This window comes from Caballeronia sp. INML1 (assembly GCF_023631085.1).
In the GTDB taxonomy this organism is placed as follows: Bacteria; Pseudomonadota; Gammaproteobacteria; order Burkholderiales; family Burkholderiaceae; genus Caballeronia; species Caballeronia turbans.
In genome coordinates this window covers 101,340-124,464 of record NZ_JALQDT010000068.1, presented here as the reverse complement: position 1 = coordinate 124,464, position 23,125 = coordinate 101,340, and the positions used below count along the sequence as shown (strand labels likewise).

The following is a 23,125-nucleotide window of genomic DNA, read 5'->3' as shown; positions in this document are numbered from 1 at the left end:
CTGCACGGCCGACCCAAAAACCCGGACTCACCGGAGGAGACAGACATGACACCCGACATCGGCAGCTTCGACGGGCCAACGGCCGAAGCGACGTACGGCAAGATCACGCGCAGGCTCATACCTTTTCTGTTCCTGTGCTATGTGTTCGCGTTCCTCGATCGCATCAACATCGGTATCGCGCAGCTCGACATGAAGCATGACGTAGGCTTCAGCGATCTCACCTACAGCATCGGCGCGGGCATCTTCTTTCTCGGCTACGTGCTGATGGAAGTGCCGAGCAATCTGCTGCTCGCGCGCATCGGCGTGAAGCGCACCTTTTCGCGCATCATGATCCTGTGGGGCTTGATCGCGGCGGGCACGGCGTTCGTCACGCTGCCTTCGCATCTCTACACCGTGCGCTTCTTTCTCGGGCTTGCGGAGGCGGGGCTGTATCCCGGCGTGATTTTCTATCTCACGCGCTGGTATCCGGTCGAGCGTCGCGCCAAGGTGATCGCCATCTTCACCTGCGCGACCGGCATCGCGGGCCTGTTCGGCGGGCCCTTGTCGGGCGCGCTCATGACGTACTTCAACGGCTACTTCGGGCTGCACGGCTGGCAGTGGATGTTCATCGTGCAAGGCCTGCCCGCGAGCGTGCTCGGGGTGGTCGCGTTCTTCTTTCTCGATGACGGCCCGCAGCAGGCCAAATGGCTCACCGAGAACGAGAAGGCCGTCGTGCTCGCCGACATTCGCAAGAGCTCGAGCGTGTCGACGAAGCATGCGGAGCACACTTTCGCCCGCGCGCTGAGGGATTTCCGCGTCTACGTGATGGGCTTCGTGTGGTTCACGCAGATCGCGGGCGTGTTCGCGATCGGCTTCTGGCTGCCGACGCTCATCAAGAGCGCGGGGGTGTCGGGCGCGTTGCAGATCGGCTGCTATTCCGCGATCCCGTATTTCGTGAGCTGGGTCGCGCTCATCATGCTCAACCGTCATTCGGATCGCACGATGGAACGGCGCTGGCATTGCGCCGTTGCGATGGTGTTCGGCGCGGCCGGCCTCGTCGTCGCGGCATTCACGACGGGCAATCTGGCGCTGTCGCTGGTGGCGCTCTCGGTCGCGACGGCGGGCATCCTCGCGCCCAACCCGCTGATCTGGGCGATCTCGACGGATTACATCCGCGGCAGCGGCGCGGCGGGCGGTGTCGCGGTGATCAATTGCGTGGGTCTGCTCGGCGGTTTCGTCAGCCCGATGATCATCGGCTCGATCAAGACGATGACCAACAGCATGGTCGGCGGTCTCGGCGCGATCGCGCTGCTGATGGTGCTCGGCGCAATTGCGGCAGTGGTGCTCGCGCCGGCGACATCGGCCGCAGCGGCTGGCGTCGGCCATACGGACGAAAGCAACGATGCAGTCGCGGACGCGACGATCTGAATGGAGCAGACATGATCGAAAAAGATGTGCAGATTCGCGAAGTCGGCTTGCGCGACGGGCTGCAAATGGTGCGCACGATACTCACGAGCGAGCAGAAGCTCGAATGGTGCGCGCGAATGGTCGATGCCGGCGTGACCGATATCGAAGTGACGTCGTTCGTGCCGCCCAAAGTCGTGCCGCAATTCGCGGACGCGGTCGAGGTCGCGACGGGCGCGCTCGCCATCGAGGGGCTTCACGCCGCAGCGCTGGTGCCCAACCTGAAGGGCGCGCAACGCGCATTCGACGTGGGATTGCGCAAGGTGCATTACGTGCTGTCCGCGAGCAACGAGCACAACCTGAAGAACGTGCGGCGCAGCACGGCGGAGTCGGTCGAGGACTTCGTGCGAATCGCGGCGGCGCGCCACGAGCTGGGCGGCGATGTCGTGCTCGGCGCGGGCGTGGCGACCGCGTTCGGCTGCACCATCGCGGGCGAGGTCGATGAACGCATCGTGCTCGGGCTCGTCGAATCGCTGATGGAAGCCGGCGCGCAAGAGATCACCATCGCCGACACGGTTGGCTATGCGAATCCCGCGCGGGTGCGTGCGCTCATGAAGCGGGTTCTGGCGCTTGCGGGGCAACTGCCCGTTGCCTGCCATTTCCACGACACCCGCGGTCTGGGTCTCGCGAACGTCATGGCCGCGCTCGATGCAGGCGTGCGTGCGTTCGATGCATCGCTCGGCGGGCTCGGCGGCTGTCCGTTCGCACCGAACGCGACGGGCAACATCAATACCGAGGACACGGTGTTCATGCTCGAAGCGCAAGGCCTGCGCACGGGCATCGATATTGACCGGCTGCTGGCGATTCGCGAGACCATCGCGGGATGGCTGCCCGGCGAGCCGTTCACGGGCGCGATCGCCCGCGCGGGTTTGCCGAAGACCTTCGTGCATCGGGAGGCGATCGCTGCATGAGCCGCTTACCGGGCTAGGACGCTGCCGCGAGCCGTTCGAGCAGATCGGCAAGCAGGGCGGGCGCGAGGACCATCGCGTCGTGGCCGGTGTCGATGCTCTCCCAGCCCCAGCCCGGATGTTGCGACCGGATATGCTCGCGCACGGGCGCGAGCGTGTCGTACGACGGATTCGCGCAATGCACGTAGGTGCAAGGCAGCCCATTGCCGAGCGGATGTTCGAGCATGAGCGGCGTGGTGTAGGTCGCAAGCGGATGCGGCGTGAGCCGCCGATGCACCCAGCCGGCACGCGGATGATCGTCCGGTATGCCGGTGCCCTTCAACCCGTTGACGGGCATCGCGAGCGACTGGCCGCTTGCCCGTACCGACGCCATGCGCTCGTCTACGACACTTGCAGGCAGGATATCGAACGCGCATTGGCCGCTTTGCACGAGCAGGCTGTCGAGGAATACGAGCGTGCGCAGCGTGTGGGGAATGCGATCGGCGACGCCCGATGCAACAAGGCCGCCATAGCTGTGGCCCACCAGCACGACGTCGTTCAGTTCCTCCGCTTCGATGACATTGACGATATCGGCGATATTCACATCGAGCGACGTGACCGACGCAAGCAAATGATGGCGTTCGCCGAGGCCGGTCATGGTCGGGGCGATGACGCGATGGCCGCGCCCGATCAGTTCATCGACGACGGGTCGCCAGACCCAGCCGCCGTGCCAGGCGCCGTGAACGAGGACGAAGTTGTTGTTCTGTATGCTGCCTTTCAAGTCGGTCTCCTGATGAATTCGTGCGCGAGAGGATGAATGACACATGCCCGGTCAATCGTCGCAGAGATAAAGCCGCTACGCAACCGATAACAAAAGCTCCAAGCGCCGCTGATTACTGGTTATCACCGATATAACCCGCGCGTCTCACCTGATCTGTACTTTTCATTATCTTTGCGCATCGATTCTTTTTAGACTGGCGAAGCATGTTGGGGATGGAAGAGGAGTGCGTCGATCACGTTAGCCCACGCCGTAAAACATGGAGACAGCGAGTGAACGAGTCCGTTCTAAATTCCGAGCCGGCGTCAGCCGATGCGCTTCAGTCCGGATCGACTGCAAACGCGCATGATCGATCGCTCTACTTGCGCGTCACGCTGCGCATCGTGCCCTTGCTTTTCGTGTGTTACGTCGTCGCGTTTCTGGATCGCATCAACGTCGGCTTTGCAAAGCTGCAGATGCAGGACGCGCTCGGCTTCAGCGACAGCGTGTATGGCCTGGGCGCCGGCATTTTCTTTCTCTCATACTGCTTGCTGGAAGTGCCGAGCGCCATGCTGCTCAGGCGCATGGGCGCGAAGCGAACCATTGCGCGCATCATGATTTGCTGGGGAATCGTCGGGGCGTGCTCCGCGTTCGTGACGAACGTCACCCAGTTCTATATCGTGCGATTGCTGCTCGGTGTGTTCGAGGCGGGCTTCTTTCCCGGCGTGATCTTCTACTTGAGTTCGTGGTTTCCGGAAAGAAGGCGCGGCGTGATAATCGCGTGCTTCATGGTGGGGTTTCCGGTCGCGGGTCTCGTCGGCGGTCCTGTGTCCGGATGGGCGATGACGAGTCTTGCTCATGTCGCCAATCTCGCCGGATGGCAGTGGCTTTATATCGTCGAGGCGCTGCCGGCGGTCGTGCTCGGTCTCGTCACGTTATTCCTGCTGGACGATAACATCGACAAGGCGAAATGGCTCACTGAAGCGGAGAAGAGTGTGCTTCGCCAGGCCTTCCAAGTCGAGATGGAGCGCAAGCGCAAGGCCGGAAACAACGGTCATGCGAAGCTCGCGGAGGCGCTTTCGGACCCCAAGGTCTATATGCTCGCGTTCATCGATTTCGCGTTTGTCTGCGGAACCTATTCGGTGACCTTCTGGCTTCCGACCGTCATGAAGGACTCGGGCATTTCGAATCTCTCTCTGCTCGGATGGCTTTCCGTCATACCGTACGGCATGGGGGCGATCGGCATGGTCGCGATCAGCCGAAGCTCGGATCGAATGCTCGAGCGGCGTTGGCATGCGGCCATCGCGGGTTTCGTGGGCGCTGTCGCCTTGTTGCTCGTCTCGCATCCGACGAACTCCCCCGCCTTGACCGTTGGGCTGCTGACGATTGCCTGCGTGGGCATCTTCGCGACCAACGTCCTTATCTGGTCGCTCGCGGCGGATTACCTGAACGGATCGCCGGCGGCAGCGACGAGCATCGCTTTCGTCAACTGCATCGGCTTGCTCAGTGGCTTTTGCAGTCCGTTCGTCATCGGATGGCTCAAGACCGCGACAGGAACGCTCGTCAGCGGCCTCTACGTGATGACGGCAATACTCGTGTCGGGCATTCTCGTCATGCTGCTCGGCTTCAGACGTCATACGCAAGCGCGGCTTTGATCCGCACCTCGAAAGGAACCGGCCAGGACCTATGCATAACATTGCCATTCTCGATGATTTCCAGAACACCGCGCTTCGATTCGGAAACTGGAACAGCTTGCGCGAACACGCTGACATCACGGTCATCACGAACACGATCAGTGAAGAGAGCGAACTGGTCGAGCGTCTGCGTCCCTACGACATCCTCTGCGTGATGCGCGAGCGCACCTGGTTCACGCGTAGCGTCCTGTCGAAGCTGCCGAATCTTAAGTTGCTGGCAAGCACGGGGCCGTGGAACGCAGCCATCGATATCGAAGCGGCCCATGAACTGGGCATAACGGTGTGCGGGACCGCATCCTCGCCGACGGCCGCGGCCGAACTTGCATGGGCGCTTATTCTTGCCGCGACGCGGCACATTCCGCGTGAAGTCGCATCGTTCAGGAAGGGAGGCTGGCAGGTATCGGTCGGCGGCGACCTGCATGGCAAAACCATCGGTCTTCTGGGTCTGGGTTATACCGGTGGCGCGACCGCGCGAGTCGCCCAGGCTTTCGGGATGCGCACGATCGCATGGAGCCAGAACATGACGCAAGAGTCGGCCGCGAAGTTCGGCGCTTCATATGTCTCCAAGGAGGAACTGCTCGCCGCGAGCGACATCCTTTCGATTCACGTCCGCCTTTCGGACCGGACGCGCAATCTGATCGGCGCGAAAGAATTGGCGATGATGCAGCCGCACGCGCTGCTGGTGAACACCGCGCGCGGACCGATCGTGAACGAAAAGGCGCTGATCGATGCGCTGAGCGAGAAACAGATCGCGGCCGCCGCGCTCGATGTTTTCGATCAGGAGCCGTTGCCGCCGCAGCATCCGTTCCGATCGATGGACAATGTCATCGCGACATCCCACATTGGCTACGTCACCGATGAGTCTTATCGAATCTATTACGGCGAGTCGGTTGAAAACATTCGCGCCTGGATCGCAGGTACGCCTGTCCGTGTGCTGACGCCTGCGCAACGCGAAATCAGTTACATCACGCAAGGCGCGTAGCGACTTTCGTTCCCCATGCCGACGGCGGCGACGTATCCGAAGTCGCCGCATCCGGACGAGCGAAGGCGTTCGCGCATCAGGCATCGTCATGCTTTCAATGACGTAGCGCCTCGGTGCCTTTTCCCGTCCAGCGTTTGAGCGCGCGACGGAAATTCGCGGCATCGCTGAAGCCGAGCAGCATCGCAACGTCCTCGGTGCTCATCTTCGTCGTCTTCAGGTATTCGAGCGCGAGCGAGCGTTTGACATCATCGACGATGGCCTGGAACGACGAACCTTCTTCGTCAAGTCGCCGCCTCAAGGTTCGCGACGTGAGATGCATCGACTTCGCGACGCTCTCCATGTCGGGAAAGGAGCCGGGCGTGGCCATCAGACTTTGATACACCTCGCCCGAGACGCCGCTCGATGTCTTCGCCTGTCCAATCAATCGATCGCAAGTCTCTTGCAGCATTGCCGTCGTGAGAGGGTGAGCGAGTTGCGGTTTGCGCTCGAGTATCGCGCTGTCGTAGATCAACTCGCATTGCGCCTGCCCGAAGAGACATTCGCATCCAAGATAGTCCGGGTAGATGTCCGCGTGCGCGGGCGCGGGATACGAGAAACACGCTTTCACAGGCGGACATATACCGCCGGCGACGTCCTGAAGATGCGTCACGTGCTGCGTGTATTGCTGCTCGATGATGAATTCGCGCAGTTCACGGGACGGGCTCGACGTAAACGCATCGGGGAACGTCCAGACCATGCGGTCCGGATACTCCGTCCATTCGATCGCGACGGTCGGCGTCGCCAGCCGGTGATACTTCACGCCCAGTTTGAAGTAGTCGCGCAACGACAAACACGACATGAGCGCGTAGCCATACATGCCGTAGGCGGACAGGTGCAATTTGCGTCCGACCTTGAAAGGCGTAGCTGGATCGCAGCCCAGCGACACGGCGTTCCTGCAGACGGTCGCATACTGTCCGACGGACGTGAGGACGGACGCGTCCTGCAATTCGCCAACCGTGACACCCGAGCCGCTCAGGCTGTCTTCGGGTGCGATGCCCTGCTCCGCGAGCACCTCGACCAGCGCGGCAATCTTGTAGGGCGCGAACATGCGTTCGTTGAGCGGCGGGCGGATAGTGGCCATGTTTCTCTTGTCCTCTGAGGACTCGCGAGTGTCCGAAAAAGACCTTTTCTCGAAGATGCTACCTCAATAAGATTTGAGTCACAAGGCGCCACTGACGTGCGAGAAGGCGCTGAATGCAAACGGAGACGAGGACTTTCCCGATGAGCGATACAGGCCGCAAGGTCATCATTTCGTGCGCAGTCACCGGCGCCACTCACGTCCCGACAATGTCGGAGCATCTGCCGATCACGCCCGCGCAAATCCGCGACCAGGCGATCGACGCCGCTCGAGCCGGAGCGGCGATCATTCATCTCCACGCGCGCGACCCCAAAGACGGGCGTCCCACGCCCAGCCCCGACGTCTTTCGCGAATTCGTCCCCGCCATCGCAGAGGCAACGGACGCGGTCATCAACATCACGACAGGCGGCAGCACGCGCATGACCCTGGAGGAGCGGCTCGCTTATCCGCTGCAAGCGGCGCCCGAGATGTGTTCACTCAACATGGGGTCGATGAACTTCTCGATCCATCCGCTTGCAAGCAAGGTATCGTCCTGGCGCTATGAGTGGGAAAAGGGCTATGTCGAGGGCATGGAAGACATGATCTTCCGCAACACCTTCAAAGACATCAAGCGCATCCTTCTCGAGCTCGGAGGTCGAGGCACGCGCTTCGAGTTCGAATGCTACGACCTCGGGCATCTCTACAATCTCGCGCATTTCGTCGATCAAGGCCTGATCAAGCCGCCGTTTTTCATTCAGTCGGTGTTCGGCATCCTGGGCGGCATCGGCGCGGATCCGGAGAACATGACCGTGATGCGCGCAACGGCCGACCGCCTGTTCGGACGCGAGAACTATCACTTCTCCGTGCTGGGCGCAGGCCGTCATCAGATGCCGCTGGTCACGATGAGCGCGATTCTCGGCGGCAACGTCCGCGTCGGGCTGGAAGACAGCGTGTACATCGCGAAGGGCGTGAAGGCCGAGTCGAACGCGCAGCAAGTGCGCAAGATCCGTCGAATCCTCGAAGAACTGTCGTTTGAAATAGCGACGCCGGACGATGCGCGCGCCATGCTGGGATTGAAGGGGCGCGACAAGGTTACACCGTAAGACTTTCGATATTCGTAGACAGGGCGCAGACCCATCCCGGAGACACAATGAACATCATCGACAACCTCGATAAGCTGCATCACACCGCGACCCGGAAAGCGATGCGGCGACTCATTCCACTCATGTGCGCGATCTACTTCATGTCGTTTCTGGATCGCACGAACGTCGCGTTGGCGAAAGCGCAACTGGCAGTCGATGTCGGCATCAGTGCCGCCGCGTATGGATTGGGTTCGGGCATCTTCTTCATCGGCTATGCCTTGCTCGAAGTGCCCAGCAATCTTGCTGCGCACAGAATCGGGCCGCGGCGATGGATCGCGAGAATCGCGGTGACGTGGGGCATTCTCTCCACCGCGATGATGTTCGTGCAAGGCGAGTGGTCGTTCTACGTACTGCGTGTGTTGCTGGGCATCGCTGAAGCGGGGCTTTTCCCTGCGCTCATGTACATGGTCACGCTGTGGTTCGCACCGAACGACAAGCCTGTCGTAGTGGGCTGGATCTATATCGCGCCGGCGCTTGCGTTGATGCTCGGCAGTCCGCTCGGCGGAGCCCTGATGCAAATGAATGGGCTCGGCGGCCTTCATGGCTGGCAGTGGATGTTCATGATCGAGGGCATTCCCAGCGTTCTGGTCGGCATTCTGCTTTTCTTCAAGATGCCGGAGCGTCCGCGCGACGCCCGCTGGCTGTCCGCCGAGGAAGCGCAGGCGCTGGAATCACGCGCGGCCGCTGACGCGCAAGGGCATCCGGAGCTCACGTCTTCCGACTGGATGGCGGCGTTGAAGCGTCCCACGACTGTCCTGATGGGCCTGATCTACTTTCTGAACCAGGTGGCGTTCGTCGGGCTCTACTTTTTTGCGCCCTCGATGATTCAGCAGATGCACGTCAAGTCGCCGTTTCTCGTGGGCGTGCTTGCCGCGAGCGTCGGCCTCGGTTTCCTGTTGGGCGTGCTCATTCTTCCGCGGATTCATCGGCGTTACGGCAATGACTGCGCTTACCTGGGCATGCTCACGGTGGGGCTCATTGCCGGTGCGTGCGCGTTCATCGCCACATCGAATCCTGCGGCACGCATGGTGCTCCTTGCGGTCACGGCTTTCTTTGCCGGAGGCGTGTTGCCATCGTACTGGGCCATCGCGATGAAGCGCCTTCACGGCATTCAGGCAGCGGCAGGGCTTGCGTTCATCAACACGATCGGGCTTATCGGCGGGTTCGTTGGACCCTACCTGTTCGGATTGGCTGAAACCGTGACGGGACGTAGCGATTCCGGCTTCTACATCATTCTCGTGGCGTCGTTGCTCGGTCTGCTGCTCGTGCCGGTGTTCGCAAAGGCGATTCGCCGCGAGACCGAAACGTCGCACCCGCTTGGAAAGGGCAGTGCTGCCGAAATGCATTCTTGAACGATCGACCCGCAAGGAAAAAAATGAGACTACAAGGGAAAGTCGCGCTCATTACGGGCGCGGGGCAGGGAATCGGCGCAGCGACCGCTCGCAAGTTCGCGCAGGAAGGTGCGGCGGTTGTCGTGTGCGATGTCAATGAGTCAGCGCTCAGGCAAGTGACGCAGGCTTGCCGGAAAGCGGGTGCGGAGACGGCGGAATACTGCATCGACATGACGGATCGGCTCGCCGTCGACGAGGTGGTCGCGAGCGTGATCAGGCGCTTCGGTCGAATCGACGTGCTTGTGAATAATGCAGGCATTACGCGCGACGCTCGTCTGCAGAAGATGACCCTCGATCAGTTCGATGCGGTGATCGACGTAAATCTGCGGGCCGTCTTTCATGCAAGCCAGGCCGTCGCAGAGGAGATGATCGCGCGAGGCTCGGGTGTCATTCTGAATGCGAGTTCGGTCGTTGGCATCTATGGCAACTTTGGGCAAACCAACTACGCCGCGTCCAAATTCGGTGTGATCGGCTTCACGAAGACATGGAGCCGGGAGCTCGGCCCGAAGGGCATTCGCGTCAACGCCGTGGCCCCCGGATTCATCGATACGTCGATTCTTTCGACGATCCCCGAAGACGTTCTGCACAAGATGCGTGAACAGGTGCCGCTGGGCCGCCTAGGTGCGCCAGAGGAGGTCGCGAACGTCTACGCGTTTCTGGCGAGCGACGAGGCGAGCTATATCAATGGCGCAGTGATCGAAGTGTCTGGCGGCATGACGCTTTGACCGCCGTGGTATCGAAATCGAATCTTGTTGACATGAATACTTTCGAATTGTTGAAGCCCCAGCCTGGTTTGCGGGTCTTGATCACCGGCGCGGCCTCTGGCATCGGTGCTGCAATGGCTCAGGCGTTTGTCGAGGCCGGCGCGAAGGTCGTCATCTGCGATGTCGATGCTGTGGCCGTCGATGCATTTGCGGCAACGAATTCGTCGTTACGTGGCTGCGTGGCGGACGTCAGCGACTCGGACCAGGTCGATCAGGTCGTCGCAGAAACCGGGCGCGCCCTGGGCGGACTCGATCTGCTGATCAACAACGCCGGGATTGCCGGTCCGACAGGGGCTATAGAAGATATCGACGAAGAGCAGTGGGAGCGGACCGTCACGACCAATTTGAACGGACAGTTCAACTTCCTGCGCAAGGCGGTGCCGCTCATGAAGGACACCTCGCGGAGTGCGAGCATCATCACGATGTCGTCTGTCGCGGGGCGGCTCGGCTACGCGTTTCGCACGCCCTATGCGGCGACGAAGTGGGCGCTCGTCGGACTCACCAAATCGCTGGCTATCGAATTGGGGCCTGCGAACATTCGAGTCAACGCCATTCTGCCTGGCGTTGTGCAGGGAGAACGGATGGATCGCGTGATCGCTGCGCGGGCGGAGTCACTGGGCGTAACGGTCGACGCGATGCGGGATGACTACCTGAGGAAGATCTCGTTACGTCGCATGGTAACGATGCAGGACATATCCGCGACGGCTCTTTTTCTTGCTTCGCCCGCTGCACGCAACATCACTGGACAGGCGATCAGCGTCGACGGGAACGTGGAGTATCTGTGAGCGACCTGCTGTTTGCGGGACACGCATCAGAATAAGCCTGCCTGGAACCCGTACAACTCGGCCGGATTATCGACCAGTATCTTGCGGCGAATCTCGTCGCTTTGCACGAGCCGCATCGTCCAGTCGAGCATGCGCGCGTCGTTTGGCAGGGGCTTCACATTGGGATGCGGCCAGTTCGACGCCCACACGCCGCGCTCGGGAAAACGCGCCGACAGCGTGCGCACGAGCCACGAAACGTCATCGAAGCCAGGCGCGCCGGTGCGCGAACTCTCATACGGCGCGGACAGTTTGATCCAGCATCGCGGGCCGTCGAGCAGACGGCACAGCGACGCGAACCCTTCGCTTTGCGGCGTCACCGGCGCGAGAAACTTGCCGAGATGATCGATGACGAGCTTCGAGGGCAGGCGCGCCAGCATCGCTTCGTGTTGCGGCAGGGCGTGCCCGTCGAGTTGAAGATCGATGTTCCATCCAAGCGGTTCGATACGCGCCGACATGTCCGCAAGCGCGTCCCATGGCAGCACGCCGCCGGGCAGCATCATGAACCGCACGCCGCGAATGCCCGCATCGTGCAGGCGCTGCAGTTCGTCATCGCCGATATCGGGTGCGACGACCGCGATGCCGCGCGCGCCGGCACCGAGCTGCCCGATGGCCGCGAGCGTGCAGCGGTTGTCGAAGCCATAGCCCGTCGGCTGCACGACGATCGCGCGCGAAAAGCCCAGCCCGCGCTGCACGTCGCGATACGCCGACGCGGGCGCGGGCGGCGGCGTGAACGTCGCGCTCGCGGCGAGCGGATAACCTTCCTCGTAGACGTGAATGTGGCAGTCGCAAGCGCCTTCGATGTTCATCGCGCGACCGCCTGCATGTCGAAGCCTGCGAGGCGGAACGCATGCGCCGCATTCACCGCGCCCACGGGCATGCGGCCCTCGAACAGCGCCTGCGTCTGCGCGACCGTTTCCATCGACTGATGCTCGATGGCGCCCGGCGTCAGCCCGCCGACATGCGGCGCCGCGATCACACGCGGATGCGCCGCGAGCGCCGCCGCGGGCATCTGGTCCGCAGCGCGGCCGACATCGAGCGCGCATCCGGCGAGGTGATCGCACGCCAGCGCGGCGAGCAACGCGGCATCGTCGACGAGTTCGCCGCGCGCGGCGTTGATGAAGTACGCGCCGCGCTTCATCGCGGCGAAGGCTTGCGCGTTCATGAGGTTCGCGGTCTGCGCATTGGCGGGCGCGAGACACACGACGAAGTCCGACTGCGCGAGCAATTCATCGAAGCCGACTTGATGGAGGCGCGCATCGTCGATCGTGGCGTAAGGATCGGACACGATGACGCGCATGCCGAACGCCAGCGCGAGGTCGCAGAGATAGCGCGAAATCTGTCCGTAGCCGATCACCCCGACGGTGCTGCCGCGAAGCTCGCGGCCCATCTTCGGCGCGGGCGCTTCATGGCGGTGATAGGCCTGCGCATACGCGGTCGTGCCGCGCGCGAGATCGAGCATCGCGCCGATCACCCATTCCGATACCGAGGGCACGAAGCCCGCGCTTGCCTGCGTGACGAGCACGCCGAGTTCGCTCGCGGCATCGACATCCACCGTGCGGATATCCACCGCGCAGCGCACGAAGGCGGCGAGCTTCGGCAGTGCCTCGAACAATGCGCGCGGCGCGGGCGTCTGGCGGTACGCGATGATGACATCGGCATCGCGCGCGGCAGCCGCGAGTTCGGCTGTCGTCAGTTCGCGGTCTTCCTCGTTATACGCAACGTCGGCGAAGGTCGCGAGCGCAGCCGATGCGCGCGCGCCGAAGTAATGTTCCAGCATGTGCCGGGGATGACTCACGAATACCTTGTTCATGTCTACGTCCTGATTTATTTCGCGGGCCGGGCGACGGATTCGCGCTCCACGAGCGTAATGTCCGTGAAAAGCGCCTGCTCCGATGCGGGCATGGGTTCGTCGTGCGGACGCATCGCGCGCTCGACCATCGCGGCGGCCATCGCCGGCACCGGAAGCTGCACGGTCGTGAGCGCGGGGTTGGAAATCGCCGCGAGAAAATGTCCGTCCATGCCGACAATCGACACGTCTTCCGGCACGCGCAGACCGCATTCGCGCAAGCCCGCCATGAGACCGAGCGCCATCAGATCGTTGACGGCGACGATGCCGGTCGGACGCGCGCCGTCCTGCGCGAGCAGACGCGCGAGCGCGCGGCCGTTTTCGGCGATCATCGAATCGCCGTATTCGTTCACCGGGCCGCTGTCGAGGACATGCGCCGTCTTCGCGAGACCCGCATCGGTCGCCGCCGATAAAAAGCCGTCGATCTTGTCACGGCGGCTCATCGTCACGCCGGTCAGCGTGGCGAAGGCGAGCCGCGTGTGGCCGTGCGCGATCAGATGCCGCGTCGCGATTCGCGCGGCTTCGAAGTTGTCCGGCGTGACGTGCTCGACGCGCGTCGTCTCGCCTTCGGTCGCGCGACGGTCGTAGCTCACGACGACCATGCCGCGCTCGACGGCGGTTTCCAGATGCCGCTCGTTCGCCAGCGACGAAATCACGATCACGCGCCGCACGCCCTGCGAGAGCAGATCCTCGAAGAACGATGCTTCCTTCGCCGGATCGCGATACGTATTGCCGATCATCACCCGATAGCCGTATCGCTCCTGTGCGTAGGTTTCGACCTCGCGCGCGATATAGCCGTACATGGGATTGGCGATCGACGGCACCAGCAATCCGATCAGCGGCGTCTGCCCCGTCTTGAGCTGCCGCGCGAGCGTGCTCGGACGATATTGCAGCGCGTTCATCGCGGCCTGCACGCGTGCGAGCGTTTCCTGGCGCATCTGGTCGGTGCGGCCGTTCAGCACGTTCGATACCGTGCTCACGGAAACGCGGGCCTCGCGGGCGACATCCTGAATGGTGCTCATAAGCTTTTACATCTGCCGGCTACAGGCCGAGCCGGGTCGGCAACCACAACGAGAACGACGGCACCAGAATCAGCACCACCAGTGCGACGAAAAGCACCAGCAGGTATTTGAGCATAGGACGCGCCACGGCTTTCATTTCCGTGCCGGTGATGGCGCAGGTCGCGAAGAGCCCGAGCCCGACCGGCGGCGCGAAGAGACCGAGGCCCATCGCGACGACGATCACCGTGCCGAAATGCAGCGGGTTGATGCCGAGCTGCGTCGCGATCGGTGTGAGCAGCGGCCCGAAGATGATGAGCGCGGGCGCGCCTTCCAGCACCGCGCCGAACACGATCATGATCAGCACGGACAGCAGCAGGAACGTGGTCGGGCCGTATTGATGCGCGAACGCGATCATCGAATCGGATACGAGCGCGGGAATCTGCTCGACGGTCAGCGCGAACGACACGCTCGACGCCGCCGCCACGATGAACAGAATGCTGCTCGCCATCGACGCCGAGCGCACGAACACGCGTGCGACCGACTTCGGCGTGAGCTCGCGAAACGCCAGCCAGCCGACGATGAGTGCATACACCACGGCGAACGCGGACACTTCCGTCGAAGTCGCGATACCCGAGGTCACGCCCTTGCCGATCATCGTGATCATCACGAGCGCGACGAGCGCGCCGCCGGCAAGCGGCAGCCATGCGCGCGGGTTGGTGAGCGCATCGGCGAGATTGATGCGGCGCCCGAAGATCACCGCGACGATAGCGAGCGCCACCGCCAGCACCGCCGCAGGCACGACGCCCGCGAGAAACAGCCCCGCGATCGAAATATTCGCGACGAAGCCCATGATGATCATGTTCACGCATGGCGGAATGGTTTCCGCCATCACGGCGCTGCAGGCGAGCAGGGCCGCCGCTTCGTTCGGATCTTCCTTGCTCTGACGCACGGCGGGCATCACGACGCCGCCGACCGCCGCGATATCCGCGAGCTTCGAGCCCGACACGCCGGAGAAGAATGCAGTCGCCATGATCGTGATGAGGCCGAGTCCGCCGCGCACGCGCCCGAACATGCGCAGCAAGAGCTCGATCAGGCGCGACGACATGCCGTTGGTTTCCATCAGCAAGCCGGCCAGCACGAAGAAGGGAATGGCGAGCAGCACGAAGTGGTCGGTGCCGGCCATCACTTGCTGCGAGTAGACGAGCATCGGCAGGGACGGTTCGGCGAGGAAGTACAGGAGCGCGGAGAACGCGAGCACGAAGCCGATCGGCACGCCGAGCACGAGTCCGCCGATGAAACCGGCCATCAGCAGAAAGCCCGGCTTGAGCGCGTGACCCGGCACGAAGGCGTTCCACGCGAACACGGCGGCCGCGACCAGCATGCAGCCGAGCAGCGTGCCGAGCACGGTCTTGCGCGCGCCGTTCAGCGCGTTGGCGAGCGCGAACACCGTCATGAACACGCTGCCGATCACGAGTGGATACACGTTGATCCAGGCGGGCAGGCCGCTCGGCGTCATCTGGCCGTAAGAATCGACCAGCAGCAGGCAGGACGACATGCACAGATTGCCCGCGACACCCGCGATCACCCAATGCCCGACATGCACGAGCGCGCTTTGCCAGCGCCGGGGCAACATGCCGCGAAACAGATCGACGCCGACATGCTGGCTGCGTCCGAGCACGGTGGCCGCGCCGAAGAACACCAGCACGATCATCAGCGCGCCGGCGACTTCCTCCGCCCAGTCGAACGGATCGTGCAGAAAGTAGCGATAGATCACGGAGAGGAACACCACGATCACATCCGCCGCGAGCACGGCTGCGCAGAAGTATTCGATCCAGTGCATGAGGCGCACGAGGCCGCGCGCGAGCACGGTCTCATGGCCGAAACCGGGCGCGGCGAGTTGCGCCTCCGGTCCGGGCGTCGCGGAGAAAGTGGTCATGGTGTCGGCCTCGTCAGCGTCGTTGGCTCGATCAACCGCGCGCGGCGGCGATGGCGGTGAAAAGCGGCGCGGTCGCCGGGTATTGCTTCGAGAAGCTCGCGTACAAGTGCGACTGCATCTCGGCGCGTGTGGTATCGCGATCGGCCTTCGACATGGGATAGAAGGTCATGCCCTTCTTTTTCAGTTCCTGCTCGGCGCTGGCGGCGGTCTGAATGGCGGCGACGCGCTGCTTCGCGGTCGCGTCCTGCGCCGCTTTCTGGAAGGCGGGCCGCAGATTCTCGGGAATCTTGGCGAGCGCGCGGCGGCCCATCACGACGACGAGCGGGCTGAAAACGTGCTGCGTCTGCCAGCACGACTTGACGACTTCGTCGTACTTGCTCGCGAGCACGGTCGCGCAATCGTGTTCGAAACCATCGACAACGCCCGTCTGCGCCGCCATATACAGCTCGCCGATGGGAATCGGCGTCGGCACCGCGCCCATCAGCTTGAAGGTTTCCATGAAGGCGGGCGTGGGCAGCACGCGCAGCTTGACGCCCTTGATATCGACGAGCGATTGCATGGGCTTCTTGGTGAACACGTTGCGCGCGCCGAAGGAATAGCCCCACGTCACGACCGAGCAGCCCGCGCGCTGTTGCAGCAGCGTGTCGAACGACTTGCCGACGGTGCCGTCCATTGCGCGGCCGACGTGATCGAAGTTATCGAACACGTAGCCGAGATCGAGCATGCCGAGTTCCGGCAGCACGGTCGCCCAGATCGAGGAGCCGGTAACCATCATGTCGACCGCGCCGACCTTCACCTGCTGGACGACGTCGCTTTCCTTGCCGAGCTGATTGTTCGGGAAATAGTCGATGCGAATCTGATCGCCGACACTCGCCTTCAGGTTCGCCGCGAGGTTCTGATACCAGACGTAGTGCGCGGCGTTTTCGTTCGGCGGCATCGAGGACGACAACCGCAGCGTGGCGGCGGGCTGGGCGCGCACGATCGCGGGAAAGCCCACGCTTGCTGCCGCGAGCGTCGTCGCGGACGCCGTCTGGAGGAAACGTCGCCGGGAAATGCGGGAATCGGATTGCATGGTGTTGTCTCCTGGGTGCCGCTTTGGGCGCGGGCGAAATGTTCAGCGCGACACGACGGGAGTGCGCGACTGTATCGATTTAGTGTATCGATACAGTAAATGGTGGAGTGGCGGGATCATATGGGCGTATACCCGCGTTCAGGTCGGTTGGTGGATTTGAGCGCAGGCCGTTGCCGCCTACAGCGTTGCAATGAGAAGCGCAGTCGGGTTCGTCGATTTCGACATGCAGCCCGCCACGGTATGTTTCGATTTCGTAGCGTTCCCGCTCCACACTTGATCGGGAACGGCCGCAATGCGCAGCGAATGTTTTTTCGCCGACGCGTTAGCCGGAAGATTCACGACGCCACGCGCAGATCATGCAGCGTCCACTCGACTTCGGGGTTGTGCTGTCGAGAGTCACGCACACTGAGGCGGCGCGGTCGCGACCAGCATCAGGGCTCGTCGCTGTGGCCGGGCAACTCGAGCCTCGACTGGCGGATGCCGCGGACCATCGACGATGCGATATGCACGGCTACTTCGCAACGGTAGCGGGAGACCGCGCCGTGCAAGGGCCGCTCAGTCGTCGAACTCGCCCGCCTCCAGAGCCTCGGCGAAATCGGTGAGCCAGGTGGCGAAGTGATCCGTGTCGTAGATCGCCCGCTTGCCGTTAGTGAGCCGCACTACTGAGACTTGCCGGGTCATTCCGTTCCGGGCGCCCGCAGAAACGTCGTCGTTGTCCGTGATCTCGAAATCGCGCGGGTCGAGGCCTTTGCTGGCAAGCACGGCTTTGACGTCTTCCTGCTCGTCCCATGAGAACTCGGAGAAGTGATGAATTGTCATGCGATCTCCTCGGCAGTGTTGGCGAAAAGCGTCCCTGCGCTGCGTAATGATACTTTTCACGCAGTCGTCAGTCTGCCGTTTTCTGTCGGATCGAAGGCCTCGCTACTCGCCAGGAGCGGGCGCGCGTGAAGCGCTCATCACCGCGCGGGGTAGACGTGTAACCGGAATGATGTGAGCTTGCTAACCGGCCGTGCTGATGCGCACGTCGATCCGGCCCAGATCCGGTTCAAGCGCGTCCGCCAAAGGCGCAGCGCCGGCCGCATGCGTCAATTGCCACTTCGGAAATACGCCCGAAGAATCTACGCTCCACGATCGGCCTGCATCGTCCGCGACGATCGACCGGGCGCCGCGCCGCCTGGAGGCGGTCGACCGGTGCATGCGCACAGGCGCTTCGCGCTCGAATGACAGGCTCCCTCGTTCGTTGAAGACGACGGCAAGCGGGCGCTCCGCCTGCCCGGACGCGTCGAGTGTCGCCACCACGGGCCCCACGGGCGCGCGCAGCACTGCGTCGGCGGTCTTGCGGCCGGCGAGGATCGCCGCTAACCGCGCAGACGGGCCGGCCTGCGGATCAGACTTGCTGGCGTTTTCAGCGGCGGCGACCGTATCGGCGGGCGCTGCGTCGGACGGATCGCCGTTGCCCTTGCGCACGAAAGGCGCCGGCGAGTCCAGTGCGACCGGTGCAGCCATGCCATCGGCCTGTACGACGAGCATCACGTGCCAGTCGTCGGGCGTATTGTTGTAGCGCGGCGCCAGAGAGACGAGGCGCAACTGCGACGCGTCGAAGCCCGCTTCACGCAGCAGCAGGTACTTGGCGACCGCAAAGTCCTTGCAGACGCCGCTCTCGGCGAAGAAGCGCGCGGGCGGGTAGTAGCTGCCGTCGGTGCCGTCGCGATAGCGGATTTCATTGATCAAGGCGTTGGCTAACATCAGCGCAGGGTAGTCACCCGCGTTCGCGCGCGCGTCGCGCACCTGCGTCACCAGCCGGTTCCAGCCTGCGGGCTTGCGTTGTTGATGCGCGCGCATCGCGTGGCGCAGACGCTGCACGCGCGATGCGCCTTCGGCGGACTGTCCCATTTCGCCTTCGGGCAACTTTGCGATGAACATCAGGTCGCCGACCTGCGCAAGCTGAGGCCGCAGCTTGCGGTTCGCTTCCCACCACGTCGCGCTGCGCAGCCGTTCGATGCCGAGATCGAATGCCTCTTGCGCCGCTTCGGAACCATTCTCGCGGCCGGGTTCGGGTGGCGCGACAGCCGGGAGAACCGCTTCCACGGGAGGCAAGGAATCGACGACTGCTACGACGGGTCGAACGATCGCGCCGCTCTGGATCGTCGGCAAAGGCGGCTCGCTGCGCGAAGCACAAACGCTGACGATCGCCGCGAAAGCAACGAGGCTGCACAATAATCGATGATGCAATCGCCCGGCCATACGATCCCCACGATTCGGGCGAGTACGGAACCTGCCGACTCGCTTAAGGCTTGCCCCGACTGCTCCATATGCCGGCTGCCGGGCGTTGCCGAAAGCACTGCACATTGCGCGCCAATCGCTGCGTGTACGGGAAGCAAAACAGGGAGAGGTCGGTCAGCAGGGCGCGAGCCGATGTGCGGAGTTTTGGCGGGGGAGGGATACAGGACGCTAGATGGTGGCTCACGCCCGACAAGTTGCGGCGCAATGTCGTTTGGAGCGCGACACGTAAGGCGGGCGTGGCGCTCGCCGACGGTGGTCCGGTTCCGAAAGACACGTGCGGACCGCCGAGGCTGCTACCCTGACCCGCCGAGCCGGCCGGATACTGTCAACACCGCGCGTGGGTCGGATTCGCTGTCGGCCAATTGCATGCTATCGCGCTCCCTTCGCCGGTCGCATTGACGAGCGAGGCGCGGGTGAATAACGCCATGAGCGCCCGCTTGGCTCAGGCCCAGCCTTCCAGGCGCAGCGTAGACCGCACGAGCCGCTCCTCCTCCTGCTCGATCTCCGCGAGACTCTCGCGCACGCTCTTGATATGCGAGCTTGCCGCCCTGCGCGCCTGCTCCGGCAGCTTGCCCGTGACCGCGTTGTATAGCCGGGCGTGCTGCCTGTCGATCACGCGCTTCTGCGGCTCACGGTGATAGAGATTGTTCACCGACGCGAACACCGAACTCAGCATCAGATCGTTCAGCATACCGAGCGTATGCACGAGCACGGGGTTGTGCGACGCTTCGCAAATCGCAAGGTGAAAGGCATGATCCAGCCGTGCGTGCGTCGATGCATCGGTGTCGCGCGGATCGGCGGCCACCAGTTCTTCATAGCGCCGGCGGATCATGATGAGATCGGCGGCCGTTGCGCGCAGCGCCGCGAGGCGCGCAGCCTCCGCTTCGAGCATCTCGCGCACTTCCAGCAGGTCGTAAAGCGTGCGCGGTTGCGATCCGAGCAGATGCATCATCGGCGTCTGCGCAGGCTCCGCCGTCAACCTTGCGACGACCGATCCCTTGCCTTGCGCGGTTTCGATCAGTCCCCTGGCGCGCAAAACCTTCAGCCCTTCGCGCAGCGCGGTTCGCGACACGCCGAGCTTTTCCGTCAAGCGGCGCTCGGAAGGCAGCGCCTGCCCGACCTTCAGCACGCCATCGACGATCAGTGCCTCGATGCGCTCGACGACGACATCCGCCAATTTCCTTTTGCTCGGTTCCGTGTCTTTCATGGCTCGATCACTGGTATTACCAGCTTTCGATCGTAGCACGCCCTCAAGCATTGGACGGAACCGTGGAGCGCTTCGGAATTGCATCTGGAACTTTTCGGACCGGTCAAGTCGCTTTATAAACTGGTATTACCAGTGCAAAAACCATCGACATGACTGGCTCGAACCGGAAAAATCGCAGAAAAAACACACATTGGAACGAGCCCTCGCCCCACCGGAGACACCGCATGTCCTACGCTTACGACGAGAAGCTCGACGGCCCGCTGCGCGACCACGACAAGGCCCGGATCGTGCGCGATCTGCGGGCACTGCTTCCCGATCTGCAACTCCTGCACGCGCAAGAAGATCTGCGGCCTTTCGAGTGCGATGGCCTTTCCGCGTACCGCATCACGCCGATGCTGGTTGCGCTGCCCGATACCATCGACGAAGTCCAGGCCTTGTTGAAGTACGCGAACGCGCACGACATTCCCGTTGTCGCGCGCGGCGCAGGCACCGGACTGTCCGGCGGGGCGCTGCCGCTTGAGAAAGGCATCCTGCTGGTGATGGCGCGCTTCAGCCGCATTCTCGAAGTCGATGCCGAAGCGGGCATCGCCCGCGTGCAGCCGGGCGTGCGCAATCTCGCCATTTCGCAGGCCGCCGCGCCGCACGGGCTCTACTACGCGCCCGATCCTTCGTCGCAGATCGCGTGCTCGATCGGCGGCAATGTCGCGGAAAACGCGGGCGGCGTGCATTGCCTCAAGTACGGACTCACGGTGCACAACATCCTGCGCGTGGAGATCGTAACGATCGACGGCGAGCGCCTCACACTCGGCTCCGAAGCGCTCGACGCGCCCGGCTTCGATCTGCTCGCGCTCATCACCGGTTCGGAAGGCATGCTGGGCGTTGTGGTCGAGGTCACGGTCAAGCTCCTGACGAAGCCGCAGAGCGCGAAAGTCCTGCTCGCCAGCTTCGACGATATCGAGAAGGCGGGCAACGCCGTCGCGAAGATCATCGCCGCGGGCGTGATTCCCGGCGGCCTGGAAATGATGGACAACCTTGCGATCCGCGCGGCCGAAGATTTCATTCACGCGGGCTATCCCGTCGATGCCGAAGCGCTGCTGCTCTGCGAAGTCGATGGCGCAGAGTCCGACGTCGAGGAAGACTGCGCACGCGTCGAAGCCCTGCTGCGCACTGCGGGCGCGACCGACATCCGCCTCGCCGCCAACGAAGCCGAGCGGCAACGCTTCTGGGCGGGCCGCAAGAACGCGTTTCCCGCAGTCGGCCGCATCTCGCCCGATTACTACTGCATGGACGGCACGATTCCGCGCCGTGAACTGTCGCGCGTGCTGCGCGGGATCGCGGACCTCTCGGCGCAATACGGGCTGCGCGTCGCGAACGTATTCCACGCCGGCGATGGCAACATGCATCCGCTCATTCTCTTCGATGCCAACGCTGCGGGCGAGATGGACCGCGCAGAAGCGATCGGGGCACGCATTCTCGAACTGTGCGTCGAAGCAGGCGGCAGCATCACGGGCGAACACGGTGTCGGACGCGAGAAGATCAACCAGATGTGCGCGCAGTTCAACAGCGACGAACTGACGTTCTTCCATGCCGTCAAAGCCGCATTCGATCCATCGGGGCTTTTGAACCCGGGCAAGAACGTGCCGACGCTGCATCGCTGCGCCGAGTTCGGCTCGATGCACGTGCATCACGGCGCATTGCCGCATCCCGAACTGGAGCGCTTCTGATGCGACGCGACCTCATTTCCATCGACGACAGCGCGCGTCTCGTCGATCAGGTGCAGTGCGCGATCGCACGCCGCCAGCCGTTGCGCATTCGCGGCGGCGACAGCAAGGCATTCCTCGGCAGGCAGGTGCGAGGCGAAGAGATCGACACGCGCTCGCATCGCGGCATCGTCAGCTACGACCCGAGCGAACTCGTGATCACCGCGCGCGCAGGCACACCGCTCGCCGAAATGAACGCGATCCTCGACGAAGCCGGCCAGATGCTTCCGTGCGAGCCGCCGACATTCGGCGAAGCGGCGACGATAGGCGGCGTGGTCGCAGCGGGTCTGTCGGGTCCGCGCCGTCCGTGGGCGGGTTCGGTGCGCGATTTCGTTCTGGGATGCCGCATCGTTACCGGCGAAGGCAGGCATCTGCGCTTCGGCGGGCAGGTGATGAAGAACGTCGCGGGTTACGACGTGTCGCGTTTGATGAGCGGCAGCTTCGGCTGTCTCGGGCTGATCACCGAAGTATCGATGAAGGTTCTGCCCAAGCCGCGTGAAACGCGCTGTCTCTCGCTCGCACTGGAAGCCTCCGAAGCAATGCGTGAGCTTTCTTCCTGGCGAAAGGCGGCATTGCCCGTGAGCGGCGCCTGTCATGTCGATGGCCGGCTGCACGTTCGCCTCGAAGGCGGCGCGGGTTCGGTGCGCGCCGCGGCGGATCGCATCGGTGGAGAGCATCTGGATGACGATTTCTGGACATCCCTTCGCGAACATCGTCTCGCCTTCTTCGAGGATGATCGTCCGCTCTGGCGCCTGTCCTTGCCGAATGCAACGCCGCTCGCCGCGCTGCCCGGCGACGCCATCATCGACTGGGGGGGCGCGCAACGCTGGCTCAAGAGCGAAGCGAGCGCGGACGTCATTCGAGGTATTGCGAGTGCGGCGGCCGGCCATGCGACGTGTTTCGTTCCGGGCGTGACGCCCGAGCCGTTCCAGCCGATCCCCGCAGCGCTGATGCGCTTTCACACGCAACTGAAGCAACGCCTCGATCCGCACCGTGTGTTCAATCCGGGCCGGATGTACGCCGACTACTGACGCCATCGA

21 protein-coding genes are annotated in these 23,125 nt (G+C 63.2%); 11 read left to right on the top strand and 10 right to left on the bottom strand.

What is annotated here, in order from left to right; genetic code table 11:
• Positions 1-45: 45 nt before the first annotated feature.
• A complete protein-coding gene (locus tag NCR38_RS27995; protein WP_250477954.1) occupies positions 46-1,407 on the top strand; it encodes an MFS transporter in 1,362 nt (453 codons plus the stop codon).
• 11 nt (positions 1,408-1,418) lie between these two features.
• Positions 1,419-2,354 carry a hydroxymethylglutaryl-CoA lyase gene (locus NCR38_RS27990; RefSeq protein ID WP_250477953.1) on the top strand — a complete coding sequence of 312 codons (936 nt, stop codon included), beginning with the start codon at positions 1,419-1,421 and terminating at the stop codon, positions 2,352-2,354.
• A gap of 13 nt (positions 2,355-2,367) precedes the next feature.
• Here the strand turns inward: NCR38_RS27990 and NCR38_RS27985 are convergent, their stop codons facing one another.
• Positions 2,368-3,111 carry an alpha/beta hydrolase family protein gene (locus tag NCR38_RS27985; protein WP_250477952.1) on the bottom strand — a complete coding sequence of 248 codons (744 nt, stop codon included), beginning with the start codon at positions 3,109-3,111 and terminating at the stop codon, positions 2,368-2,370.
• 269 nt (positions 3,112-3,380) lie between these two features.
• Between NCR38_RS27985 and NCR38_RS27980 the strand changes: the two genes are divergently transcribed.
• Both NCR38_RS27980 and NCR38_RS27975 read left to right on the top strand, forming a co-directional pair.
• A complete protein-coding gene (locus tag NCR38_RS27980; protein ID WP_061118665.1) occupies positions 3,381-4,742 on the top strand; it encodes an MFS transporter in 1,362 nt (453 codons plus the stop codon).
• A gap of 31 nt (positions 4,743-4,773) precedes the next feature.
• A complete protein-coding gene (locus NCR38_RS27975; protein ID WP_061118664.1) occupies positions 4,774-5,763 on the top strand; it encodes a D-2-hydroxyacid dehydrogenase family protein in 990 nt (329 codons plus the stop codon).
• 94 nt (positions 5,764-5,857) lie between these two features.
• Here the strand turns inward: NCR38_RS27975 and NCR38_RS27970 are convergent, their stop codons facing one another.
• The gene (locus tag NCR38_RS27970) at positions 5,858-6,883 is read right to left on the bottom strand and encodes an AraC family transcriptional regulator (RefSeq protein WP_250477951.1); all 1,026 of its coding nucleotides are present in this window, start codon (positions 6,881-6,883) and stop codon (positions 5,858-5,860) included.
• Positions 6,884-7,023: 140 nt separating this feature from the next.
• On the opposite strand from NCR38_RS27970, the gene NCR38_RS27965 reads away from it, so the two are divergent.
• Genes NCR38_RS27965 through NCR38_RS27950 form a run of 4 tightly spaced genes read left to right on the top strand, consistent with a single transcriptional unit; the run spans position 7,024 to position 10,941 of the window.
• Complete coding sequence (locus NCR38_RS27965; RefSeq protein ID WP_250477950.1) at positions 7,024-7,962, top strand: 3-keto-5-aminohexanoate cleavage protein; 939 nt, start codon at positions 7,024-7,026, stop codon at positions 7,960-7,962.
• A 47-nt stretch (positions 7,963-8,009) separates the two neighbouring features.
• Positions 8,010-9,353 carry an MFS transporter gene (locus NCR38_RS27960; protein WP_250477949.1) on the top strand — a complete coding sequence of 448 codons (1,344 nt, stop codon included), beginning with the start codon at positions 8,010-8,012 and terminating at the stop codon, positions 9,351-9,353.
• A 23-nt stretch (positions 9,354-9,376) separates the two neighbouring features.
• Positions 9,377-10,117, top strand: a complete 741-nt coding sequence (fabG, locus tag NCR38_RS27955; protein WP_250477948.1) for a 3-oxoacyl-ACP reductase FabG — start codon at positions 9,377-9,379, stop codon at positions 10,115-10,117.
• Between the two features lie 32 nt (positions 10,118-10,149).
• Complete coding sequence (locus NCR38_RS27950) at positions 10,150-10,941, top strand: SDR family oxidoreductase (RefSeq protein ID WP_061118659.1); 792 nt, start codon at positions 10,150-10,152, stop codon at positions 10,939-10,941.
• A gap of 26 nt (positions 10,942-10,967) precedes the next feature.
• Here the strand turns inward: NCR38_RS27950 and NCR38_RS27945 are convergent, their stop codons facing one another.
• The 7 genes from NCR38_RS27945 to NCR38_RS27915 all read right to left on the bottom strand — a co-directional run bounded on the left by NCR38_RS27945 (position 10,968) and on the right by NCR38_RS27915 (position 18,698).
• Entirely contained in the window at positions 10,968-11,786 is an 819-nt protein-coding gene (locus NCR38_RS27945; protein ID WP_061118658.1) for an amidohydrolase, read from the bottom strand.
• Complete coding sequence (locus tag NCR38_RS27940; RefSeq protein ID WP_061118657.1) at positions 11,783-12,790, bottom strand: NAD(P)-dependent oxidoreductase; 1,008 nt, start codon at positions 12,788-12,790, stop codon at positions 11,783-11,785. Before NCR38_RS27940 ends, NCR38_RS27945 begins: the two co-directional genes overlap by 4 nt.
• Positions 12,791-12,804: 14 nt before the next feature.
• Positions 12,805-13,848, bottom strand: a complete 1,044-nt coding sequence (locus tag NCR38_RS27935) for a LacI family DNA-binding transcriptional regulator (protein ID WP_061118656.1) — start codon at positions 13,846-13,848, stop codon at positions 12,805-12,807.
• Between the two features lie 19 nt (positions 13,849-13,867).
• Complete coding sequence (locus tag NCR38_RS27930) at positions 13,868-15,763, bottom strand: TRAP transporter large permease subunit (protein ID WP_250477947.1); 1,896 nt, start codon at positions 15,761-15,763, stop codon at positions 13,868-13,870.
• Between the two features lie 31 nt (positions 15,764-15,794).
• Positions 15,795-16,835, bottom strand: coding sequence for a TRAP transporter substrate-binding protein (locus NCR38_RS27925; RefSeq protein ID WP_250477946.1), 1,041 nt, complete (start codon positions 16,833-16,835; stop codon positions 15,795-15,797).
• Between the two features lie 555 nt (positions 16,836-17,390).
• On the bottom strand, positions 17,391-17,654 hold the full coding sequence (locus tag NCR38_RS27920; RefSeq protein WP_061118653.1) for a hypothetical protein: 264 nt from the start codon (positions 17,652-17,654) through the stop codon (positions 17,391-17,393).
• Positions 17,655-17,834: 180 nt separating this feature from the next.
• On the bottom strand, positions 17,835-18,698 hold the full coding sequence (locus NCR38_RS27915) for a transglutaminase-like domain-containing protein (protein ID WP_250477945.1): 864 nt from the start codon (positions 18,696-18,698) through the stop codon (positions 17,835-17,837).
• Here NCR38_RS27915 and NCR38_RS27910 point away from each other — a divergent pair.
• Positions 18,681-19,055 (top strand): hypothetical protein, encoded by a 375-nt coding sequence (locus tag NCR38_RS27910; protein WP_250477944.1) that lies wholly within the window; start codon positions 18,681-18,683, stop codon positions 19,053-19,055. The two genes, NCR38_RS27915 and NCR38_RS27910, sit on opposite strands and share 18 nt — an antisense overlap.
• Positions 19,056-19,560: 505 nt before the next feature.
• On the opposite strand, the gene glcC is transcribed toward NCR38_RS27910, so the two are convergent.
• Positions 19,561-20,325: a transcriptional regulator GlcC gene (gene glcC, locus NCR38_RS27905; RefSeq protein WP_061118651.1), complete on the bottom strand. Its 765-nt coding sequence runs from the start codon at positions 20,323-20,325 to the stop codon at positions 19,561-19,563.
• Between the two features lie 224 nt (positions 20,326-20,549).
• On the opposite strand from glcC, the gene glcD reads away from it, so the two are divergent.
• Entirely contained in the window at positions 20,550-22,049 is a 1,500-nt protein-coding gene (gene glcD, locus NCR38_RS27900) for a glycolate oxidase subunit GlcD (RefSeq protein ID WP_250477943.1), read from the top strand.
• Positions 22,049-23,116: a glycolate oxidase subunit GlcE gene (gene glcE, locus NCR38_RS27895; RefSeq protein WP_250477942.1), complete on the top strand. Its 1,068-nt coding sequence runs from the start codon at positions 22,049-22,051 to the stop codon at positions 23,114-23,116. The genes glcD and glcE overlap by 1 nt, the downstream gene beginning before the upstream one ends.
• Positions 23,117-23,125: the final 9 nt, after the last annotated feature.

Excerpts from the sequence above, each read along its gene's own strand:
- NCR38_RS27995 (WP_250477954.1), top strand. The coding sequence starts at position 46 with ATGACACCCGACATCGGCAGCTTCGACGGGCCAACGGCCGAAGCGACG.
- NCR38_RS27990 (WP_250477953.1), top strand. The coding sequence starts at position 1,419 with ATGATCGAAAAAGATGTGCAGATTCGCGAAGTCGGCTTGCGCGACGGG.
- NCR38_RS27975 (WP_061118664.1), top strand. The coding sequence starts at position 4,774 with ATGCATAACATTGCCATTCTCGATGATTTCCAGAACACCGCGCTTCGA.
- NCR38_RS27970 (WP_250477951.1), bottom strand. The coding sequence starts at position 6,883 with ATGGCCACTATCCGCCCGCCGCTCAACGAACGCATGTTCGCGCCCTAC.
- NCR38_RS27965 (WP_250477950.1), top strand. The coding sequence starts at position 7,024 with ATGAGCGATACAGGCCGCAAGGTCATCATTTCGTGCGCAGTCACCGGC.
- NCR38_RS27960 (WP_250477949.1), top strand. The coding sequence starts at position 8,010 with ATGAACATCATCGACAACCTCGATAAGCTGCATCACACCGCGACCCGG.
- fabG (WP_250477948.1), top strand. The coding sequence starts at position 9,377 with ATGAGACTACAAGGGAAAGTCGCGCTCATTACGGGCGCGGGGCAGGGA.
- NCR38_RS27950 (WP_061118659.1), top strand. The coding sequence starts at position 10,150 with ATGAATACTTTCGAATTGTTGAAGCCCCAGCCTGGTTTGCGGGTCTTG.
- NCR38_RS27945 (WP_061118658.1), bottom strand. The coding sequence starts at position 11,786 with ATGAACATCGAAGGCGCTTGCGACTGCCACATTCACGTCTACGAGGAA.
- NCR38_RS27940 (WP_061118657.1), bottom strand. The coding sequence starts at position 12,790 with ATGAACAAGGTATTCGTGAGTCATCCCCGGCACATGCTGGAACATTAC.
- NCR38_RS27935 (WP_061118656.1), bottom strand. The coding sequence starts at position 13,848 with ATGAGCACCATTCAGGATGTCGCCCGCGAGGCCCGCGTTTCCGTGAGC.
- NCR38_RS27930 (WP_250477947.1), bottom strand. The coding sequence starts at position 15,763 with ATGACCACTTTCTCCGCGACGCCCGGACCGGAGGCGCAACTCGCCGCG.
- NCR38_RS27925 (WP_250477946.1), bottom strand. The coding sequence starts at position 16,835 with ATGCAATCCGATTCCCGCATTTCCCGGCGACGTTTCCTCCAGACGGCG.
- NCR38_RS27920 (WP_061118653.1), bottom strand. The coding sequence starts at position 17,654 with ATGACAATTCATCACTTCTCCGAGTTCTCATGGGACGAGCAGGAAGAC.
- glcC (WP_061118651.1), bottom strand. The coding sequence starts at position 20,325 with ATGAAAGACACGGAACCGAGCAAAAGGAAATTGGCGGATGTCGTCGTC.
- glcD (WP_250477943.1), top strand. The coding sequence starts at position 20,550 with ATGTCCTACGCTTACGACGAGAAGCTCGACGGCCCGCTGCGCGACCAC.
- glcE (WP_250477942.1), top strand. The coding sequence starts at position 22,049 with ATGCGACGCGACCTCATTTCCATCGACGACAGCGCGCGTCTCGTCGAT.